Below are 20467 nucleotides of genomic sequence, written 5' to 3' on the forward strand. Positions count from 1 at the left end.
TCTACAGGAATGCTAAACTGCTCCGTTACTTGAAGAAGGAAAAAGCGATCCCTCGCTATTGAAGAACCGCACCCGTTAGCTTAAGTGTTGATTTATAATCTATGAAATACCTCGATTAGGAACGACTTTCTTAAAGAAGAAGTTAGTTAATGTAATCAAATATTTTTTGATAAGCATAGGGTAAAACGCTTGCCACTAATAAACCAATTACAATTGAAGAAGTAGAAAAAATAATGCATTTCCGAAGTGATAAATCATACCTCTTAAAGGCGATAATGAATACCTTCATCATAAAAAAGACAGTAATAAATATTATGATAGCTGAAAACACACTTGCAAAAATTACCTCCATTGTGGACCTCCTTTAATAAAGTCTTTTAAATTAACCAGTAGCCTGCACTACCAACTTTTATCCATATTATAACAAAAATATCTTAATGCTTCTTCCACTAAACTGCTTCGTGACTTCAACAAGATTAAAGCAATATTGTCAAACGCATCTGTAATAAAATGACAAATTTATGAATCTGGCGAAAAACTCTTTTCAATTTCAGTTTTAATTGATATTATTCCTATTATAACAGTAGGAATAGTGGGTGTTTTCAAAAATGTCTTTGTATGAAAAATTACCAAGTGATTTTTTGATTCAATTTTATTATGAAGTGAAGAAAATGATTTCAAAAGGATTAGTTTCTAAAAATATGTACTATGAATTAGGACTAATAATTGCAGCTGCGTCAAGAAGAGGGATACTATTGGATAAGCCAAAGGATTTTGAACAACACATTGTCCACGAATTATTAATGGAATTAAGTAACTAGAATTCCGCCATGATTGAATAAATAGTTCATCGTAAAGGTATTCCATTAAACAAACAAAAAAGCCACTGATAAAAATCAGTGGCTTTCTTCAACTAAACCAGCTAATAGGAGTCAATAGTTTTTTATTAAAAATAAGAATCCGTCGTGATATACTATAAAACGACACGCCAAATAACCCTCCATCTATTATTTGGAAGGTTTTTCTTTAGCTGTGTTTTCTTGTGGATTAAGCCAAATCTAGGAATTGCTCATTACTTTTTAGTATTGCATAAATCCAGTGTAATAGTTTATTTACACAAGCTATCATAGCCACTTTTGAAGGCTTTCCTTCATTTCTTTTTCGGTCATAATACTCTTTCAGCTTTTTGTTTCTTGAGCTTCTAATTCCACAAAGAACAGCCATATACAAAGCGTGTCTTAAGCGGCTTGAACCTCGTTTGGTAATATGATTAATTGTTGCGGTAAATTTACCTGATGAATGGACACTTGGATCTATTCCAGCGTATGCCACAAGTTTTTTAGGGTGATTAAACCGATCAATTTCACCGATTTCGGAAATAATCGTTGCAGCGATTTTTTCTCCTATTCCGGGAATTGATTGGATAATCTTACATTCTTCAATTTCTTCAGCCAGGTCATCTATCTGCGTCTCCAAGTTGGATAGGTGGTCCTGGTATTGAAGCAGCATAGTAATATACATATCCAAACTAAACAATTGACTTTCATACACGCCTTGAAAAACGTGGGATTCAACTCTTAAACCTTCGTAATCTAACAAGACAACACGAAAATATAACAGGTATTTATGTACAAACGAAACTTCAATTTCAAGCAGTGCTTGATCAAGTTTTCCCTGAATATCGAGGAGTTTTTGGGGACTTATATTCAGTGGTTTCTTTACTTACTTTATTAGAATATCCTACTTCTGAAGATGTCTTAACAGCTAGTGAAGAAACATTATTAGCCACTAAGATTGACGAACTATGTAAAAGTCGTTCTAGTAAATGGGCGAATACAAAGGCAAAGGAACTTATAGCTGCCGCAGCTCAAAATCCCTTTCAGAAAACCCTGTATCAGAGCCATATTCTAACCCTAGAAATGTATATAAAGATGCTTCTAGAATACCAAAAGCACCTATCTAAGCTTGAAGACGAGATAGATGCTTTGGCAAAAGAAATTGAAGAATATAAGATTATCCAATCAATCCCAGGTATCGGAGAAAAAATCGCGGCAACGATTATTTCTGAAATTGGTGACATTGATCGGTTTAATCACCTAAAAAAGCTCGTGGCAATTGCAGGAATTGACCCAAGTATCTTTGAATCTGGTAGATTCAAAGGAACGGTTAACAGGATAACCAAAAGAGGATCAAGTAGATTACGGCATGCCCTATATATGGCTGTACGATGTGCCATTCGTGATTGTCGCAAAAAGAAAACGACTGATAATATCATCCCGCGTAATAAGAGGTTACGTGAGTTCTATGATAAGAAACGTGAGGAAGGAAAGCCCTATAAAGTAGCTGTAATAGCATGTGCTAATAAGCTCTTACAATGGATATATGCACTTTTAAAAAGTAATACAACTTTCCAAGATTTAGTATAAATGAAAAATATATTTAAATAACACAAAACCTTCCAAAAGTATAAATAAGGAAGGTTATTTGGCATGCACATATTTAGTATAGCATGAAATATTATTAGTTTTTATTGAAAAATGTTGACAAACTATTAGCTGGTTTAGTTGCATAAGGTAATTAGAATTAATAGGATTTTCATTTATATATATCCTTTGTTTTATATTCTATAATAAATTTGGATTTAGGTAGATACTGTATTTCTATACCACTTTTCATTTGTTTCTCCTTAAGTTTTGAAGGGAGAGTTAATTTAACATCATCAATAACTACTTCCCAATATCCTTTTCCGTACCTAGGTGCATGTTTTTCCACCTTATTCGGAATTCCTTCAATCGTTATATAATCTTGCTTAATGAATGGATATAGATCAATCCATTGGTTTAATAAAAGCATCATAAAAGCCGTACAGCCTAAACAAATAAAACGGTGTACACCAAAGTCCTTGCGAAAAAGAATGATAAGACTAAGTGATATCAATATCAAAACAGGAATAGTAATAATCATGTAAATTAATTTTGATACAGATTGATCAAAAATAAAAGAATTAATAAATGAAGCAATTAAAACTACATACCAAGAAATATTGATGGTTTTATCGAAATAATTTAATTTAGTATTTATTTCTAATAACTCTTGAAAAGGTAAGTCGCCAAACAATATTTTCAAAATGCTCTTTTTTTCAGTTGTTTCGCCTTGCTGTTTTGTTTCATTCATAGAAATTATTGATTTCCTTTCAAAATGAATTCTCAAACTGTAAGTTAATATTAACTTAAGTAATTTAGGTTTTAAATTATTATTTTTCTCTTCAACTAACCTGCTTCGTTAGTTGAACAAGAAAAGCCACCATAATGGCAGCTTAATCTTAAACCCTTTTCAATTTTCCAGTTCGAAAAGAACTTTTGATTCTCTCTTACATTTTGCTTGAGGTTATTGCTCAGATTTCTCATCAGCAGGTATTCGCTTATGTTTTTCATTAATTATTTTTTTGTTAAGTATCCTAACTCCACCAACCATTAGTAACCTCATATCCTCTACGATATACTTAGCTAACTCTTCGTCAGAAATGTCATCTCCAACAATATCAAGACGAAAATCCTGCCCTTGTATTCCACCACCATTAGTAAACTCGATTTCAAAGTCGAATTGAACTCTTTTATCCATTTTGAATCCACCTTATGTTAGTTTTGGGTTGATTATTATATTCATATTCTAATTGAATGAAACAATAACCTCCTGAACTAACCTGACCGTTAGAACAACAAGAAAAAGGGATCGCCGCAGCAAACCCTTCTTCAATTCTTGCACCCTTTAATTTAAATACATTTCTTCACAATCTCACACTAATAAAACATTTTTAAGTCCATTTTTGTTTAAAAGTCCTATTTCATAAAATGGTCCAATAAAAAAAAAGCACAATTCTTATTCCAGAATTGCGCCCGATTGTTGAATAACATGAAGGTGTTATATCGACAATAGTTACCCTGAGAACATGACAAATAATTAATGCAGGGAAAATTTTTCAGTGCATTTTCCAAACATATATTTTATTTCGGAATTTCGGAAGATTTAGTTGCCACGAGACACCGAACCGATGGTGTACTTACCCTAACTGGCGTTTAAATTGTTTACTGGCGAAGAAGTAAGCGATGACCATGATGCCGACGCACCAGGCAAGCGCGATCCAGATACCGTTGCCAACAGACCCTTCATACAAGAGTGCACGAATCGCATTCACGATTGAAGTCACGGGTTGGTTCTCAGCGAACGCACGGACAATTTTAGGCATGGTTTCGGTGGGGACAAAGGCCGAACTGATAAACGGCAGGAAAATCAGCGGGTACGAGTAGGCTGTCGCCCCTTCCATAGACCTCGCTGTCAATCCGGGAATGATCGCCAACCATGTCAGCGCCAGCGTAAACAGCCCGAGTATCCCAGCTACCGCGAGCCAATCCAGGATATCAGCGCTGGAACGGAAGCCCATCAAGAGAGCGACGAGGATAACCACCACGATAGTAAGTGCATTGGAAACAAGCGAGGTCAACACGTGAGCCCACAATACCGACGAGCGCTTGATGGGCATGGTAATGAAACGCGCCATCAGCCCGCTCTTTACATCCGTAAACAGCCGCACGGAAGTGTAAGCGACGCCGGATGCGATAGCCATCAGCAAGATTCCCGGCAATAAATAATTGACGTAGTTGTCCGTGCCTGTCTCTATGGCGCCGCCAAATACGTAGACAAACAGCAGCAGCATCATAATCGGCGTAATCGCCACCGTGATAATCGTATCCGGGCTGCGCATGATGTTGCGCATTAAACGCCCTAGTAATACCCCTGTTTTGCTTTTCATTTACATCTCCTCCTTTTTGCCGATGATCGCGAGGAAAATTTCCTCCAGTGTCGGCTGCTTCTCGATGTACTCCACTTTCGCTGGCGGGAACATCTCTTTGAGTTCGGTAAGGGTACCGGTCGTGATGATTTTTCCGCCATGCAGGATGGCGATACGGTCCGCCAGTTGTTCGGCTTCCTCCAGGTACTGGGTCGTCAGCAAGATGGTCGTGCCGCCGCCGGCAAGCTCCTTGACGGTATCCCAGACTTCAATCCGCGCTTCGGGGTCAAGCCCTGTCGTCGGTTCGTCGAGAAAAATGACTGCTGGCGTCCCGATCAGGCTCATGGCGATGTCAAGCCGGCGCTTCATCCCGCCGGAATATTTGTCCGCCCGGCGGTTGGCCGCATCGGTCAGGCTGAATCTTGCAAGCAGATTGTCGGTGACTTGAGCGGGATTGGAAACTCCCCGCAACTTGGCGATCATCATCAGGTTTTCCCGCCCGGTGAGCATGCCGTCTAAAGCTGCAAACTGCCCTGTCAGGCTGATGCTCTGGCGAACATGATCCGGTTGACGCTGGACGTCAAAGCCGCAAATGCCTACTTTGCCGCCATCGGGCTTCATCAGCGTAGAGAGGATGTTGACTGTCGTCGTCTTGCCCGCTCCATTTGAGCCCAGCAGTGCGAAAATTTCGCCACGCCGGACCTCAAAATCCACCCCCTTTAAGATTTCCTTGTCTTTAAAGGATTTTTTTAACCCTTTTACAGAAATCGCTGCATTGTTCATACTATTTTCCTCCTTATAAAAAACGTCTTTGCGGAGCTAGATTGCCTATACTCTTCTATTTAGTCTGACTGATAATCAGTATTACTTATTACCAGGTTAAAAATATAACTGAATAGCGAAGGCCGCAATTCACATTTGTAACCAGCTAATCAGTCGGTATGATCTATTGAATTTATTTTTTTCCAAATCGCTTCATGATACTCTGATTCAAATCTTCACGATACTTCTCGAAATAGGTTTTAGCGTTTGCCACTAGTTCGTCGGCAAAGGACGCCACGTCGTCCCCAGTGATTTCCAGCACTTGTCTGCCTTCCGCCGCACCAGTTTCGAACAACTCGATTAATTCATACTGCATGTGCAGCATATCCATCCCGTTGCCCGCTGAGAAATTCCACATGTAGTTTTGAATTTTCTTAAATACAAACTGGTAGTCCTCTGGCAGGGCTTCAACCCGTGCCAGCATCATCTTATACTCTTTTTTATCACCAATCATTTTTTTGAACATTTCCAACATGTTATTTTTCCTCCTTTTTTTATATAACTGAACAAGACACTCCAAAAATATCGGACGGAATATCTTATGAAGCTAGATTGACTTTAAGACATTGATTTTTGATGATACAAAATCCCATTTTTTCCAAAACAATTCAAGTTCCTGGCGGCCAGCCTCATTAAGTGAGTAAAACTTGCGGGGCGGCCCCATATCTGACGGTTTTTTTTCTATGTTCACAAGTTTTTTCTTTTCTAATCGTACGAGAATGGTGTAGACCGTCCCTTCCACGACTTCGGTAAACCCGAGCTCGTTTAGGCGGCGGGTAATCTCGTAGCCATAGGTTTCATGACGGCTGATGATTTCCAGCACGCAGCCTTCCAGCGAACCCTTCAGCATTTCAGTTAAATTTTCCATGTTCAGAACCTCCTTTACCTCCTCTATTTTGTCTGACTTATATTCAGTATAACTTAGTACTAAATAAAATTTTCACTTAATAGCTTTTGGGAAATCGCGCTATTAAGTATTGCTTATTACAGGTATACCGTAACACTTAGTAGTAGGGGGTGTCAACTGTTTTTCTTAAAATATTTTTGTAACCTCACTATTCAGTGGTATCGGTATCCAGTGTTACTTATTACAAGTATATCGTAACACCTAGTAGAGGGACTGTCAACTGGATTTTCTAAATATTTCTAAAACCAGCTATCCCCATTGGATACAGCCATTTTTCTTTATCGAGCTTTTACTTCCTCCTATGCTTCTTTCACAATGATTTCACCGTGGATCATTCCCATCCAGCAGCTGTACATGTGAATATGGAAATTCTATCCCTCCATTATTTTTCGATTATCTTATTCACTTCTAGCTCATTAACTTTGTTAAGTAAAAAGCCGTCTTCTGTTTCAATGAACCCACCGAATAGATCTAGAAATTTGCTGTTCATTAGTATATACCTCTTATGTCTTTACTGGATTTATTATAAATTAAAAGCTTTACTCCCTCTAAGAAATAAAGCTAAATATATTTTCTCCATATTAAAAAACATATCCTCCTTATTTAACTAAACTGCCCAGTTAGTGGAACAAGAAAAGGCTTTACTCCTTATTGAAGTAATGCGCCCGAGTGCGGAATATTGAAAAATGCGAAAGAGCAAAAATGGCTCTTAGTTATTAAAAGAAAAGCAATAGATAGATAAAGAAATGGTAAACCTTGCAATGGAGATTCCTTAAATATATCTTTCCTTCCTGTTTATCAATTGCATAAGGAAACGGATAAACATCATTAAAAGAAAGGTGCTTATAAATGTGTATATCCATGTCCATGTATGGTATTTAATTAATTCGGTATATCTTTCAAAAAAAAACTCAATTATCGTTAAAACAGTGGTGTACAAAATACATTGTAGAACAATGTTGAGATATCTTGAACGATAAGTCGTTTGATAAAAGTAAATACAAACAACTGGAAATAGAAGATATTCATAAAGAAGGCTGGAACTAAAATAGTTACTTAAAAATCTCACTGGATATTCGAGCATCTTCTCTTCTACAACAAGAACACCAAAAAACGTTGAAAAACAAGAGGACAATGAAAAAATTAAAATCCAATTTTTGATTGGTGGTTTTCTTAAACTAGAAAACAATAGGGTGATCCCGATTATGAGCAGTGACCACAATATTATTCTTTCCATAGATAAAATAGCCCCCTATCTTTACTTTGATTATCAATGAGTATAACCAAAGTAAAGATCAAAGATTTTATCAATTGCATAAAACCCATTAAAAAAGACGCTTTCCGGAAAAGCACCCGATTGCGGAAGACCCAGATATTGATAATAATTGCTGCCTTTAGCTTGTTAAACTAACGCACCCGGTAGTTTAAGTGCAATCCTTCACATTTTAATACTTTATTAAATCAGTGAAAGTCAAAATTGTTAAACCATCAATTTATTTCTGTCATTCTAAATTATAAGGGAGTTTATTTCATAGGAGATAACTATAGATTCCTCTTAAACAATATCCCCACTTGTTCTGCAATCACACGAGGTGGAACTGTCATTCCATTAATAAGCCACCTTTCAACTAACCCTTCGGAAGCTGAGCTAAAAAATTGAACAAAATTTTTTAAAAAAAGGACATACTGTCAGTGGCATATTACTGTCGATGACAGTATACTGTTATTAACAGTAAGTTGTTGCCGAAAAAATTTTACACTTAAATTAGGAGGTTATATATTTCATGAAACATACAGGGAGACATACAGGTGCATTTCTTCTGCTGTTTTTAACAGAGGGAGATAGCTATGGAGGGAAACTTCTGCAGAAATGTGAAGAAGAGCTTCCCACCAATCCAATTGATAGTGCCATTCTTTATCGCACATTAAAAACATTAGAGAAAGAAGGTGCTGTTGAGTCTTATTTGGACACATCTGATCAAGATAAGCTGATAAAAATGTACAAAATTACTACGGTTGGAAAAAGAAAATTAGAAGATTTTCAAATAGATATCGAAGAAAAAATGAAGAACTTATCATTTTTCTTAAATAAATACAAAGAATGGAAGGAGTCTAATCATGATTAGTGGTGCTATCCTTTACGCTATGGCTATTATTCTTCTTAGTATTTCATTTATAAAAGATCGAAATAAAACAAGAGATGCTCTATTAAAGTCATGGAAAAGCTTTCGTAATATAATACCTGACATGTTATCAATTATGCTTTTCATTGGACTATCACTATCTATATTAACTCCATCCTTAATTTCTTCAATCATCGGAGAAAAATCTGGATTGACAGGTATTGTTTATTCAGCATTAATTGGATCTATTGCACTAGTTCCAAGCTTTGTTGTATTTCCTCTTGGACAAACATTAGTCCAAAATGGTGCAGGACTCCCTCAAGTAGCTGTATTAATGTCTACATTAATGTCAGTAGGAATCACAACTTTACCTATGGAACAAAAGATATTTGGGCGAAGTTTTGCGTATTCTCGCAACGCATCTGCAGTTTTAATGTCTCTAATATTTTCATATATTATATGGGTGGTGATGGGATGAATGAATTAAAAAGATATCGTTTCTTTTTCATTTTATTATTTGGGCTCATAATCCTTACTTATATAAACCAATCGGTGGGATGGAATGCGTTTCAATTAACAGGAAAAAGCATTTTAGATATGCTGTTTCTACTCCCACCTGTCTTAATATTCGTAGGTTTGCTTGACAAATGGGTGGAGAAAGAAACACTAATTAGATATATGGGGAGGAAATCCGGCATCTATGGCATTTTGTTCTCCCTATTATTAGGAGTAATTGCAGCTGGTCCCCTCTACGTAGCCTTTCCAATTGCGGCACTTTTATTAAAAAAAGGAGCAAGTATGCGATATATTGTATTTTTTTTAGGAGTTTGGACAACTGCAAAATTACCAGTTATTGTATATGAATTTGCTTCATTTGGAGTTAAATTTACACTCATTCACATTTGTTTTGGTTTATTATTTTTCTATTTAATGGGTATTATTTTTGAGAAATTTTATGACCATCGACAATTGTTAAAGTATGATATTACTAAAGAATTTTAGATTTAGATCAATAAGTCTTTAATCCCTCAATTAAAGATTAGAGATACAGTATGTACTGAATCCTCTTTTTTATTCTCTTCTTCAACTCCCTTAGTTCGATACGAACATTCATTCGTGTATAATTATGATATGCCTATCGAAGGAGGAATTATTTTTGAACTCAATTGATTTAATTATTTTAAACTTTAATGAAGTTAGAAGAAGAAGCATAAAGGTTTGGACATCAATTCCTAAAGAAAAACTCCAATGGAAGCCAGATGATGAAGCAATGAATTGCATAGAAATGATTAGACACGTACTGGAAAGCGAGTATTATTACCACCTGGCAATTAAAAATAAAGGGAGTTTATCCGTTTTTGATTCCCCTTTCGAAAATAGACCATTCACTTCTGTAAAAGCAGAATTAGAATTTGCAGAACCTTATCGAAATGAGTTCATAGATACAATCAAGTCCTTTACTGAAGACGACTTGGCAAATATAAAGATTGACCGCTCTGATTCAGGGTACATAAGAGATTTAGGTGACATGCTGTTACGTGTTGCCTATCATGAATCAGTTCATACTGGTCAGTTATTGGATTATTTAAGAACAGCTGGGGTTCCAAGAATTCGTATCTGGGATTAGCTTTTACATTGGTGCAACACAATTGTGATGCACCTTTTTAATTCGAACGTTTTTTTAGGACATGTAAGTTAGACAATTTCCAAGTTATGTTCTTGAACTAACCCTGTTTCGTTAGTGCAAAAATAAAAATGCGTCTCCACTTATTGTAGAAACGCACCCATTAGTTTAAGTGAAAATCATCACAATCTTTTTTTACCATAACAAAGTCTAATCCCTTAATGTGTAGAGGCATATCAAAAAGACGCCTTCTTACTAAAGAAAAGCGCCAAATAAATGAATAAAGATATATCAGAAATGATCATATGTATAGGGATTATTTCTTCAAGAGATATACCTTATTCTTTCCGTTCAAGTGAATGAGTACAGACACCTAATTTTTTTATTTCTTAGCAATCTATTTTCGATTGAGTGTATGAGGAGGTTCTTCCATCCATTCTCGTTCAATCAACATTTCTATTCCATCTTTACCGTAAATCATGATCTCTATAAGAAATTTGGAGTATTGCGTGGCCAAATCGATTCTCGATGCTGTGGAAATTGCGTGGCCGATATAGGTAATGGCGGTTGAATTAGCCAATGTAATCATCCCCAGAATGAATCGATCTGAAAAGGGGGACACGGTCGATAAAGATACTGTAGCATTGATCATTGAGTTTTCTGGAAGATCATCTTTAGTTAGAGTATCGTTTAAAAACTCTATTTGCTTTTGGGCCAGTTTCTTTCCTCGAATTAGATAATTTTTGATGTTTTCATCTTTGACAATCTGAATAAATGCCGTTAAAAAAGTTTTGCCAAGAAGGTTACGTTCACTATTGAAAAATATATCAGTTAATTCTAAAACATTTAATGACCGACTGGGTTCAAACCATTTAGATAAAATAGTTCCCTTTTCTTTTACGAATTCGATGCGATCTGGATAGGGAATAAATTGAGGCCGATCATAAATTCCTTTTGTAAGCATCATCTGGACTGACTGATTATAAAACTCTATAAAAGACGTTATACGTTTTGAAAAAAACAAGCGTACGTCTTCACGGGCTACACTTGTCAACAACATGCCATCATTCATAATCGCAATCTTGCACATACCGTATAAATAACTAAGTGAAATAGGATCGGAAAATAAAGGGGGTGCAGATAAGTTTACATCCTCCTCCGTATATCCCCTTGGAACAGGGAACTTTTCTTGAATAAACATGTTCTTATTCTCTTCAAGATAGGTTTGAGTGGTATTCAAAGATTCAGAAAGTAATGGTCTTAATTCTTCATCTTTAAGGTGTTTTAAGAAATATTTCGATAAACAAACGTTCATACTATCACTAATATAAGTTGACCATAGCGCCCCAATCTCTGTTGATGTAAAACCGACCTCATGCTTGTTATTCATTGCCCCTTCTCCTTCCAAATAATGAACTTCGTTTTAATATAATCCCCTTTATTACATTATGCGAAAAATTCAATGTTTCTATGAATGGCTTGTTGGAAGTTAATTAAGCATAGAAAAAATATTTGGAGCTTTATTGCAAAAAAGCTATTGACGATTGTTCAACTAACCTGCACCGTAAGTACAACAAATAACAGAATTGCTGCGGCAATTCATCTTTAACTCAAGCACCCGTTACTTTAAGTACAATCCTTCACAATGTCTTTGAAAAGTTGTATTTGAATCATTTTAAGGTCAAAAATTATTGGGTCCGAAAGGATTTTCTGGTGGATATTCCTCTAACTTATCAGCCCAGATTTTTTGTCAAAATAAATGGCTATTCCAACCAATATAATGATAGGTGTAAATATATAAATCCAAATCATCATAACACCTCCAAACTAACCAACGAATCACTTATATTATATTACAAATTTAACTTTTTTTTACAATACTTTTAAACAAAACTGCCCCGTTACTTGAAGAAGGAAAAAGCGATCCCTCGCTATTGAAGAACCGCACCCATTAGATTAAGTGAAACTCTTCACAATATATCAGAGGAAGATCAAAAACCAAATGATATTAAAAAAGTCCTTATGCTTATACAGAAGGACTTTAAATATCGTTTTTATTATTGATTCTTTTTCCTTATTAATTCATCTCTATCGGATGCCATAGGAGGTTGTTCCAACCATCCATTTTTTATCATAATGTTAGCTCCATCTTCAGCATACATCTGCACTTCTAAGGATAGCCTGTTATACATTGCACTAATATCAGCTCTTGGACTTTGACTGACAGCTGTACCGTAATACCCTATACTCAAAGTAATCAAACCAGATGTGTAGAACATCATAAGTTTATCAGAAAACGTATACGTTGTACTATTTGTTATTTCTGAATCCCACCCCATAGGTGACGGGAGTTTACTTTCCTCTAACTTACCTCTAAATAATTGAATATGTTTATTCCCAATTTCTAATCCTTTTAAAAAGAATTGTTTTACATCCTTATCTTGTGCAACCTGACTAAATCCAGTAAGAGCCGCAACTCCCAAAGCGTTTCTTTGGAGATTGGCAAATATATTATCTACTTCAGCTGCTGTTAGTGGTCTTTTCTCGCCAAACACATCTAACATAAACCATTGCTTTTTCACAAATTCAACCTTCTCTAAATTAGGTAAGTTAGGGGATCTAATAAACAATCCTTTAGATAATAATAAATCGGTTGATTTTTTATTCAATTCCATTGTTTCGGTAAGGCAATCCATATAATAAGTTTTAATGTCATCCCTTACAGATGTTGCTACGCTCGCAGCATATGCGGTAAGTCCAATTTTAGACATTTGGTTTATAAAATTAAGTACAAAACTGTCAGAATAAAGTCGAGGAGCAGTTAAGTCTACATCCTCTTTTATACTAAAACCATATGGAGCTACATTTTTTTCCTCCGTTAAAATGGCTGTAATTTTTTGGATATGTGACATAGATAACTCTAAAGCGAATTGAATGATAGGCTTAATTTCTTCATCCTCGGCTTTTTCTAAAAAATACGAAAGAATACATTTGCTAGAACTATCATTTAGGTATTGAAGCCAGAGTTGAGAAATCTCACCCGCTGTTAGCCTGATTTGGGTTCCCTTTTCCTCCATAGATAACCTCCAAAAAGAAATACTAAAAATACCTTCCCCATAAATCCCCTATAGTATGTGTTAGTTACATTACCCAAATGTGCAAAATCAGCACGGCTAAAGGATCATACTATTTCTTATACTGCCCTTTCTTCAACTAACCTGCTTACGTTAGTTCAACAAAAAAAGATCGCCGAAGCGACCTTTATCTTTAACTCCTGCACAATTTAGTTGAAGAACAAATGCTTAAGTATGAGTCGTACTAGCGACAAAAAAGATAGCTTATTTAATGTATCTGAGGCTTATAGTCCACTATGTCTCCCTCGTCATAAGCTTCTTGAAATAATGGTGGCGTTTTCGCTTCGGACTGATCTTGTGATGAGGGACGAATACCATTTTGAGCTAAGATATCCAAAATTTTTTTAATATCTTCTTTGGTTGCAGGTGCTTTGTTTGGCTTTAGGGTAGTCGATATTTTACCATTGGACTCTAATACCGCCAATTCTACATCTTCGACATTGCCAATGTTTTTTAGGCGAAGTGAACTCTGTAGCTCATCTGTTGTTAGTCTTGCTTTTTTTAGCTCTTCTAATTTCATCTGTCCATCATTAATTAGTACTGATGGTACTCCATTAATAAACTTTCTGGATTTTGGTATCCATATTTGTATTTTCGCCAATAATACAACTCCTATAATAAGCAAAGTTCCAGCATATATTGCTTCCCATTCATTTCTTAATGCTAAAGGTTGGATTAGTACAGCACCAATCGAAATCCTCAACACTGCTTCCGATACTGTCGTTTCTGCAAGCGATCTTTTTCCTGCGATACGCAAAAGCATAATTGCAGCCAAAAAAATTAACAATGCCTTAAATATATAAGGTAAGGTAGGTAGATCGTCCAAAAAATCCATAATTTCTCTCATTCCTTTAAAATTTTTTTGTTATTATTTGTTAAATGCATACCAAATATGTAGATAGCTTTAAAAACTAGATAATAACAAAAAATTTATGTATAGGTGTTTCTTAGAGGAAGAATTAAGGCGAATAACTTAGTTTCTACTTCAACTAAACTGCCCATTAGTTCAATAACAAAGGATTGCCGCAGCAATCCTGTTTGTTCTTTAACTCTTGCACCCAATAGTTAAAGAAGAATCAATTATTAAAGCGACCTAATATCTTTCCATCCATAGGCTAACTCAGTTAATTCTTTACCAGAGAAATTAACCGTTTTACAATCTACTACCTTCCCACCCATTTTTTCATAAAAAGTGCAGGAAATATTATCCTTCAACACCCATACAATCATTGAATTTAAATCTTGTTTTATTATCTCATTAACCACTGCTTTAATTAGTCGTTTTCCAATCCCTTGCCCCTGATAACTTTTTAAAATATAAATTGAATACATTTCCCCTTTATATTCTTTATAATCTCCTGTTCTTTCTCTACCGCCGTCTGCAAAACCAATGATTTGACCATTATCATCTTCAGCCACAAAGACATTACCATTTGGAATAACTTCTTCCCAAAGTTTTGCCCTTTTTTCATAAGTCAACTTACTTATGTATTCATCGGGGATAAGTTTTTCATATGTGGTTTTCCAACTATCAACGTGTACTTTTGCTACACCAGTAACATCTAATAAAACAGCTTTTCTTATATTCATTTAATCACCTCATTTACTATTTTACATTTAACAAACTTATTCTGTTAACCTGCCCGTTAGCACAAAAAGCAAAAAAGACCGCCGCAGCGATCCATCTTGAACTCTTGCCCCCGGCTGCAACCGATTATTTGAAAGTAACAGTTACGGTATAACCTAGATTTTTAAAAAAATCTTGTAGGGCAAGGCGGGCATTATCTTCAGCAGTTTTTAAAAGACCGGACTGAATGGCATCCTTTTTTATGTTTTGTTTAGCAAGATCTTCCAGTTGAAACCCTTCCTCCCAATTGACATCACTACGAAACATGCCTTCACTTGAAAAGGTTTGAATGTCCTTTAAGTCGATAGACGGTGCTTGGACAATGGTGGCATGCGGCAAAGTGATATGAATCGCCTTCGTGTTGGTATCCAAAGTGATGCTCTTTTTAGTCAAATTCTTCAAGTCAACACCTGCAGTCACTTCTCCAGGAACGACCAAAAATAACGTCCTTTTTGACCCAGGAAAATCAAATTAGATGCTTTTGCCAAATAATTTATTATCTTCTTTAGATAAAATAGTTTTGATATGTGCTTGTGCCGTTGCCAAAGTAGATAATTTTTGGATGCTCTCAATGACTGATGCACTTTTTAATGTTTCTCCTTTGTTAAAATTAACAGTCCCTGCAAATAAAACTGCAAATAAAATGACTAGACTAACGATAACCCCTATTACAATTCTCCAAATCCAAGATTTAAACAATTGTAATTTTTGATGCCGATGAATAAGTCAAGCTGGTTGTACTGCTAAAGTGGCAGCTGTTTCCTTTTGAGTTTGTTTCAGCTGATTAATAATATAATCTAGATCACTTTTGGATATTTTGCCTTCTTCGTTCATAAGTCTCCCCCCCATACTCAACCTTCATTTTAGTAAAATGAGATTCTGTACCAACACGAACTAACAATTTTTCATAAATCTATTATACTTTAATTCGACATTTTTTGTTGTATCTATTCGAATTCTACCAATCATTCACAATGAGCAAATATATGTCTATTCTCAAATTTGCTCCTAATTTTAGGAAAACATATTTTGAAAATGCACTATTACTTATGGTACGGTATTTTCGCCTATAAAAATGCCCTAGGCAAGTGATATCAATGCTTCAGACTAAAAACCTCATTTACTTATGATACGGTTCCCCGTGACATATCTAAATGAGGTTTTTCAAATTAATAGAATAAACACCTATAAACAAATAGTATCATCTAAAATAATTGTTTTTCAGCGTTTTGAATGATGCTCTGTTTTATTTGCAAAAAATCCCCTTGGTTATTACTCAATCGTTTTTTCAAAAATAAAAACTGATACAGCCATATCCTCTTCAATCTTTGCATCCGAAAATAAATGAAGTAGCTTTGAACCTACGATCTCCTCCATTCCTTCAGGTATTTTCTGCTTATATATATCCCGAATCATTTCGGTTCGGGCACTATGAATTACTTTTTTACCCTCTTGGGATTGTGCAATAAATTTTTCTGTCGGAGTTAGAATACCATACATGGTTGTGATAGCCATATTATCCACGAAGTGAGTAAAAATTCGCTCCGGTCCCTTTCCAAAAATCTCTTTTCGCATTTTCCGTACAATATCATTAAACGCTGTTTCCTTTTTCCCCATGCTCTCTCCTCCTAACAACTCGATACTATACAACACAGTCTATAAAAAATTCAACCAGTCCTAAATTTTTCTTGTTTTTCTGCTTGAGAGGAGTATAATCAATGCAGTTGGACAAAATTTAGACAAATTTAATGATGGAGCACTAATAAAACTTTTTGTTAGAACTCTATTTATTATTCCCAATGGAATGATTTATTAGTAGGCAATGCTAATTGATTACTCCACCACAAAATGTCGTCTGTTGAGATGATTTCTTGTGGTGGAGTTTTTTGTTTAAAAATGGAAAATGATGTTTTTCTCTCTTGCAAGGTATATTCCAACCTTCGTATTTGCGTCTGAAGAGATTAGGAAAATAAATTATTTATATCAGGAGGTATTTTAAAGGAATGTCTTGGATGGTCCTTCATTTTATCGGAATTATTTCATATGCAGCAAGCGGGGCTTTTGTAGCCCTTGAAGTAGAATATTCCTTTGTTGGGGTTTACGCATTGGGTTTAACCACAGCATTTGGGGGAGGGCTCGTACGAAATTTGATTATAGGTGTCCCTGTTTCAGAGCTTTGGGACCATTCCATCATTTTAACGGTTTTAATGACGCTGACATTCATCGTATTATTACCGCTAAAGTGGATTAATCATTGGAAGCGGTGGAGTTTATTTTTTGATTCCATTGGTCTTGCTTCCTTCGCTCTTCAAGGAGCAATGTCAGCCCAAGAGGTTTTTTCTAATGATTTGGGCGTAATGGTCTTGGCGTCGATGTTTACCGGCGTTGGAGGGGGTATGATTCGTGACATCATCGCTGCCCGAAAACCCCTTGCTTTAAAGGAAGAAATTCATGCGATTTTAACAATTTTATGTGCCATATGTATTTGGCTGGGTTGGAGCACCCCCATTCAGTTGACGCTGATTGTCCTTATTGTTATAGCTTTACGCATGTCTGCTATTCGTTATCAGTGGCGGCTCCACCTGCCCTGCAATCATAAAAAGGGTAGGAAAACACAGATACGTATTTCTCTAGGTAGGAAATCCATAGAAAAGCCATCTATGAAAAAAGCAAATAAAGATTTACCAGCCTAATTCTTATCAATATCACTTAACTATTTAAGCTTTAAAAATCATAAAAAGATTTAGGCCCAGTAGTCATCCTACTTGGGCTATAATAACGCACTAAAGAAAAATTTATCCGGCGACAATCAGCTTAGACTTTCGAAATTTTACTTCATCAATGGATGCGAGCAGCAAAAACCATGTTCAGCTGATTTCCATCTTTTTAATTTTATAAGAGTAATTTTTTAGTTAAAAACCTCATTTACTTTGGTACGGTTCACGGCAATTGAAGCTAAATTAATTCTAAACTATCTGCCTCTAGTGCTGAAAAAGAGTTAAAAACCACTCTTCAACTAAACTGCTCCGTTAGTCGAATAAGAAAAGGCTACCATAATGACAGCCCTGATCTTCAACTCTTGCACCCGTTCGTTAACTTTTTTCAATCTTACAAATCCACTTATAATAATTCAGTAAAATAACTAACAAAATAGGGTCAACAAGAATAGAATACTCCAATTTCCACCACCCATAATTGAAGAATCCCCAAGGTTCTGGAAGTAATGCTATTACTTCATAAATCAACATAAATACTAACCAATAAATATAATAAAGAATTCTTTTTAATAATGGAGAGTTAAATGGATACCAATTCAAAAACATCATATTTACAGGTGGTATAAGCATTGTAAGGGTAGGTAAAGATGCCCAATCAACACCTTTTGTAAAGTACCAATAACCTTGGTATTTGTGGTCAATATACAAATCAGCAAGTCCCTGAGAAATAATGGTAAATGCCCAAATATGAACAATTTGATTTTTAGTAAGACGGTTGTTAGTTATAAAAGCAATTAAATTAAAAAGGATAACAGCTATAATAAGCCCAAACATAAAAATGTCCTTTTTTAACTAGTTTTCTCTTATCATTGTTCAATTATCCTGCACCGTTAGTGGAACAAGAAAAAAGGCTTTACCCTTGTTTATTTTCATAACTAACTGTAGTAAACCGCTGCTAAAAATAAAAACTGTCTGCTATACAGACAGTGAAAGTTTAAAGCAGTAACAATTAGCTTTCCACTTTCAACCATAAAAGTGCCAAGTTTATTAGGCTTATTAGTATTTACTTTAGGTACATTCCTATCTATAAATTCTTTTAATGTTAATGCTCTACAATCGCTTTTCTCAGTTTTAGCATACCAAACATAGATTTGTTCCTGCATAAATCTTTTTCTAATTCGGTAGCAAAGCTTATCACCATTGATATTTTCACCAATACACATCAATTCACTTTGGACATTATTTGGTCTGAATTCCCGATTTTGTTTTACAATATCAATTGTTAATGCTGTTTGTTCATTAGTTTGAATAGGGAACAAAGCCCAATCACCAAATTTTGCTCCATTCGTTTCTAAAAAAAGTTCCTTGTATTCATCTGGAAAAATAGCACCAAGTGCTTTTTCTGTTTTTTTCAATTCAAGTAATGACACTCCAGCCACTTTCGAAATTGGATTAATCATGTTTATTACTTTCTTCATCTCTTCCTCCATGATACTTTCGGATTACTTTGTCATACTACATTCAAATTAACTATGAATGTTTTCGATATTTATTATTAAAAACCCTCTATTTATTCAATAAAATAAAGCATTTCTTCTTTAACTAACCTACCCCGTTAGCACAACAAGAAAAAATGACCGCCGCAGCGATCATTGATGGAAATCATTCTTTCACTCAAGCCCCCGTTAGTACAATAACACCTAGTTAAGATACTCTTTTAAATTACCTTTATCCCACTCAATTATTAACATTTCAACATCAAATCCAAAAAGTTGAGGTTTACTGACTAAACGTTTTAGTACATCTTTCGCCTTTTCTTCCTTTACCGAAAGTAAATGCGTGGCAGAACAATATTTAACATAGTCATTTGAGTGTTCAAGCAACTTTTCTAATTCACCGATCCCATTGCTTCCAAGACTTTTTAATGTTTTAAAGTTTTTGAAATTCTTATCGTATAATCGATTTGTCTTTCTTGAATTTTCGACAACTTCAAATGCAGCTACCCCATATTCAATTGCTGATTTTATACATTTTTCTACCAAAGCATTAATTTCCACAGACACACTCTCCAACGAACTTAATTCTATTTACTTATTACCTAATTCACTATCTTTATTAAACAATCCTGCCACTTTAGTACAATAACCAAAAATGACTATAACTTAGACGGTTATGAAGAAGCCTCTATCAACTCCCTTATTCTTCAACGAGTTATTATTATCTTTACTTCACAATAGGGGTAAAACTTAAAAAAACGTTTACATAAAATTCATCAGAACTTAAAAAATTGCTTTTATAATGTAATTATTAAGCCATAACTGTAGTTCTAGAGGAAGCAATATCCGCTGATCAAATTAGAGATTAACTTTTTTATTGGATTATCATAATCAAAATAGAAGGAGAAATTTTTTTGCTGTGGTTAGATAGTATCTTACTTATGTGGGTAAATAGAATTTTACTTATTGGTACCGTTTTTTCGTTTGTTTTAGCGGTCATTATATTTAAAAAGTCATCTGACCGTGATTTGCCGTTTATTTCTTTTATTATAGGTATTGGCTTTATCAGCACTTTTTTTATAGTTAATTACACATAAAGATGAATAAAAATTAACGAATATTTTTTGATTGCGTGTAAATAAAAAAAACCTCGTCATCTCCCAAGTGATTGGAGGGTTTTTTTGTGTTTTAATATACGAGTACCCTTATTTATACAGATAGGTAAGGC

Annotated in this window: 23 protein-coding genes and 4 pseudogenes; 8 read left to right on the forward strand and 19 right to left on the reverse strand. The window is 35.1% G+C overall.

All coding sequences use genetic code 11. From position 1 onward, the window contains the following. Positions 1–142: 142 nt before the first annotated feature. A complete protein-coding gene (locus tag COE25_RS29670) occupies positions 143–352 on the reverse strand; it encodes a hypothetical protein (protein ID WP_098935196.1) in 210 nt (69 codons plus the stop codon). Between the two features lie 256 nt (positions 353–608). On the opposite strand from COE25_RS29670, the gene COE25_RS29675 reads away from it, so the two are divergent. Beyond that, on the forward strand, positions 609–821 hold the full coding sequence (locus COE25_RS29675) for a hypothetical protein (protein WP_035445640.1): 213 nt from the start codon (positions 609–611) through the stop codon (positions 819–821). Between the two features lie 226 nt (positions 822–1047). Here COE25_RS29675 and COE25_RS29680 read toward each other — a convergent pair. Then, positions 1048–1551, reverse strand: a pseudogene (locus COE25_RS29680) (IS110 family RNA-guided transposase); the annotation flags it as partial. Between the two features lie 5 nt (positions 1552–1556). Here COE25_RS29680 and COE25_RS29685 point away from each other — a divergent pair. Next, positions 1557–2426 (forward strand): annotated as a pseudogene (locus COE25_RS29685) (IS110 family RNA-guided transposase); the annotation flags it as partial. Between the two features lie 169 nt (positions 2427–2595). Here the strand turns inward: COE25_RS29685 and COE25_RS29690 are convergent. The 8 genes and pseudogenes from COE25_RS29690 to COE25_RS31170 form a co-directional block, all read right to left on the reverse strand. Then, positions 2596–3174 (reverse strand): hypothetical protein, encoded by a 579-nt coding sequence (locus tag COE25_RS29690; protein ID WP_098935197.1) that lies wholly within the window; start codon positions 3172–3174, stop codon positions 2596–2598. 213 nt (positions 3175–3387) lie between these two features. After that, positions 3388–3621 carry a cyclase gene (locus tag COE25_RS29695; protein WP_088087475.1) on the reverse strand — a complete coding sequence of 78 codons (234 nt, stop codon included), beginning with the start codon at positions 3619–3621 and terminating at the stop codon, positions 3388–3390. 439 nt (positions 3622–4060) lie between these two features. Beyond that, entirely contained in the window at positions 4061–4810 is a 750-nt protein-coding gene (locus COE25_RS29700) for an ABC transporter permease (protein WP_098935198.1), read from the reverse strand. Further along, entirely contained in the window at positions 4811–5572 is a 762-nt protein-coding gene (locus tag COE25_RS29705; protein WP_098935199.1) for an ABC transporter ATP-binding protein, read from the reverse strand. It lies immediately after the preceding gene. 172 nt (positions 5573–5744) lie between these two features. Further along, positions 5745–6086, reverse strand: a complete 342-nt coding sequence (locus tag COE25_RS29710; protein ID WP_098935200.1) for a DUF1048 domain-containing protein — start codon at positions 6084–6086, stop codon at positions 5745–5747. A 72-nt stretch (positions 6087–6158) separates the two neighbouring features. Next, positions 6159–6479, reverse strand: coding sequence for a PadR family transcriptional regulator (locus COE25_RS29715; RefSeq protein WP_016131412.1), 321 nt, complete (start codon positions 6477–6479; stop codon positions 6159–6161). An 811-nt stretch (positions 6480–7290) separates the two neighbouring features. Continuing rightward, positions 7291–7755, reverse strand: coding sequence for a CBO0543 family protein (locus tag COE25_RS32050; protein ID WP_088087471.1), 465 nt, complete (start codon positions 7753–7755; stop codon positions 7291–7293). A gap of 305 nt (positions 7756–8060) precedes the next feature. After that, positions 8061–8171: pseudogene (locus COE25_RS31170) on the reverse strand (TetR-like C-terminal domain-containing protein); the annotation flags it as partial. 131 nt (positions 8172–8302) lie between these two features. Between COE25_RS31170 and COE25_RS29725 the strand changes: the two are divergent. From COE25_RS29725 to COE25_RS29740, 4 genes are all read left to right on the forward strand, one after another. Next, complete coding sequence (locus tag COE25_RS29725) at positions 8303–8644, forward strand: PadR family transcriptional regulator (protein WP_098935201.1); 342 nt, start codon at positions 8303–8305, stop codon at positions 8642–8644. Beyond that, positions 8637–9119 (forward strand): hypothetical protein, encoded by a 483-nt coding sequence (locus tag COE25_RS29730; RefSeq protein ID WP_098935202.1) that lies wholly within the window; start codon positions 8637–8639, stop codon positions 9117–9119. Before COE25_RS29725 ends, COE25_RS29730 begins: the two co-directional genes overlap by 8 nt. Beyond that, complete coding sequence (locus COE25_RS29735) at positions 9116–9643, forward strand: permease (protein WP_142354536.1); 528 nt, start codon at positions 9116–9118, stop codon at positions 9641–9643. Before COE25_RS29730 ends, COE25_RS29735 begins: the two co-directional genes overlap by 4 nt. 154 nt (positions 9644–9797) lie before the next feature. After that, positions 9798–10268, forward strand: coding sequence for a DinB family protein (locus tag COE25_RS29740; protein WP_098935204.1), 471 nt, complete (start codon positions 9798–9800; stop codon positions 10266–10268). Between the two features lie 394 nt (positions 10269–10662). Here COE25_RS29740 and COE25_RS29745 read toward each other — a convergent pair whose 3' ends face one another. The 5 genes and pseudogenes from COE25_RS29745 to COE25_RS29765 all read right to left on the reverse strand — a co-directional run. Next, on the reverse strand, positions 10663–11655 hold the full coding sequence (locus tag COE25_RS29745; protein ID WP_098935205.1) for a DUF3231 family protein: 993 nt from the start codon (positions 11653–11655) through the stop codon (positions 10663–10665). 667 nt (positions 11656–12322) lie between these two features. Beyond that, positions 12323–13342, reverse strand: a complete 1020-nt coding sequence (locus COE25_RS29750; protein ID WP_098935206.1) for a DUF3231 family protein — start codon at positions 13340–13342, stop codon at positions 12323–12325. A gap of 265 nt (positions 13343–13607) precedes the next feature. After that, positions 13608–14234, reverse strand: coding sequence for a DUF421 domain-containing protein (locus tag COE25_RS29755; protein ID WP_168241957.1), 627 nt, complete (start codon positions 14232–14234; stop codon positions 13608–13610). A 248-nt stretch (positions 14235–14482) separates the two neighbouring features. Continuing rightward, positions 14483–14989 (reverse strand): GNAT family N-acetyltransferase, encoded by a 507-nt coding sequence (locus COE25_RS29760; protein WP_098935208.1) that lies wholly within the window; start codon positions 14987–14989, stop codon positions 14483–14485. A 124-nt stretch (positions 14990–15113) separates the two neighbouring features. Next, a pseudogene (locus tag COE25_RS29765) lies at positions 15114–15467 on the reverse strand (DUF4230 domain-containing protein); the annotation flags it as partial. 34 nt (positions 15468–15501) lie between these two features. Here COE25_RS29765 and COE25_RS31175 point away from each other — a divergent pair. After that, positions 15502–15738, forward strand: a complete 237-nt coding sequence (locus COE25_RS31175) for a hypothetical protein (protein WP_098935210.1) — start codon at positions 15502–15504, stop codon at positions 15736–15738. 560 nt (positions 15739–16298) lie between these two features. On the opposite strand, the gene COE25_RS29775 is transcribed toward COE25_RS31175, so the two are convergent. Beyond that, a complete protein-coding gene (locus COE25_RS29775) occupies positions 16299–16643 on the reverse strand; it encodes a Na-translocating system protein MpsC family protein (RefSeq protein WP_088087308.1) in 345 nt (114 codons plus the stop codon). A gap of 386 nt (positions 16644–17029) precedes the next feature. On the opposite strand from COE25_RS29775, the gene COE25_RS29780 reads away from it, so the two are divergent. Continuing rightward, positions 17030–17719: a trimeric intracellular cation channel family protein gene (locus tag COE25_RS29780; protein WP_088087307.1), complete on the forward strand. Its 690-nt coding sequence runs from the start codon at positions 17030–17032 to the stop codon at positions 17717–17719. 399 nt (positions 17720–18118) lie between these two features. On the opposite strand, the gene COE25_RS29785 is transcribed toward COE25_RS29780, so the two are convergent. The 3 genes from COE25_RS29785 to COE25_RS29795 form a co-directional block, all read right to left on the reverse strand. After that, positions 18119–18577 (reverse strand): hypothetical protein, encoded by a 459-nt coding sequence (locus COE25_RS29785; RefSeq protein ID WP_088090429.1) that lies wholly within the window; start codon positions 18575–18577, stop codon positions 18119–18121. Positions 18578–18678: 101 nt separating this feature from the next. Then, positions 18679–19221 (reverse strand): SMI1/KNR4 family protein, encoded by a 543-nt coding sequence (locus COE25_RS29790; RefSeq protein WP_098935211.1) that lies wholly within the window; start codon positions 19219–19221, stop codon positions 18679–18681. A 222-nt stretch (positions 19222–19443) separates the two neighbouring features. Then, a complete protein-coding gene (locus COE25_RS29795; RefSeq protein ID WP_180247664.1) occupies positions 19444–19800 on the reverse strand; it encodes a DUF2019 domain-containing protein in 357 nt (118 codons plus the stop codon). Positions 19801–20467 lie beyond the last annotated feature (667 nt).

Origin of the sequence: Bacillus sp. AFS031507 (assembly GCF_002584635.1) — a bacterium.
In the GTDB taxonomy this organism is placed as follows: domain Bacteria; phylum Bacillota; class Bacilli; order Bacillales; family Cytobacillaceae; genus Neobacillus.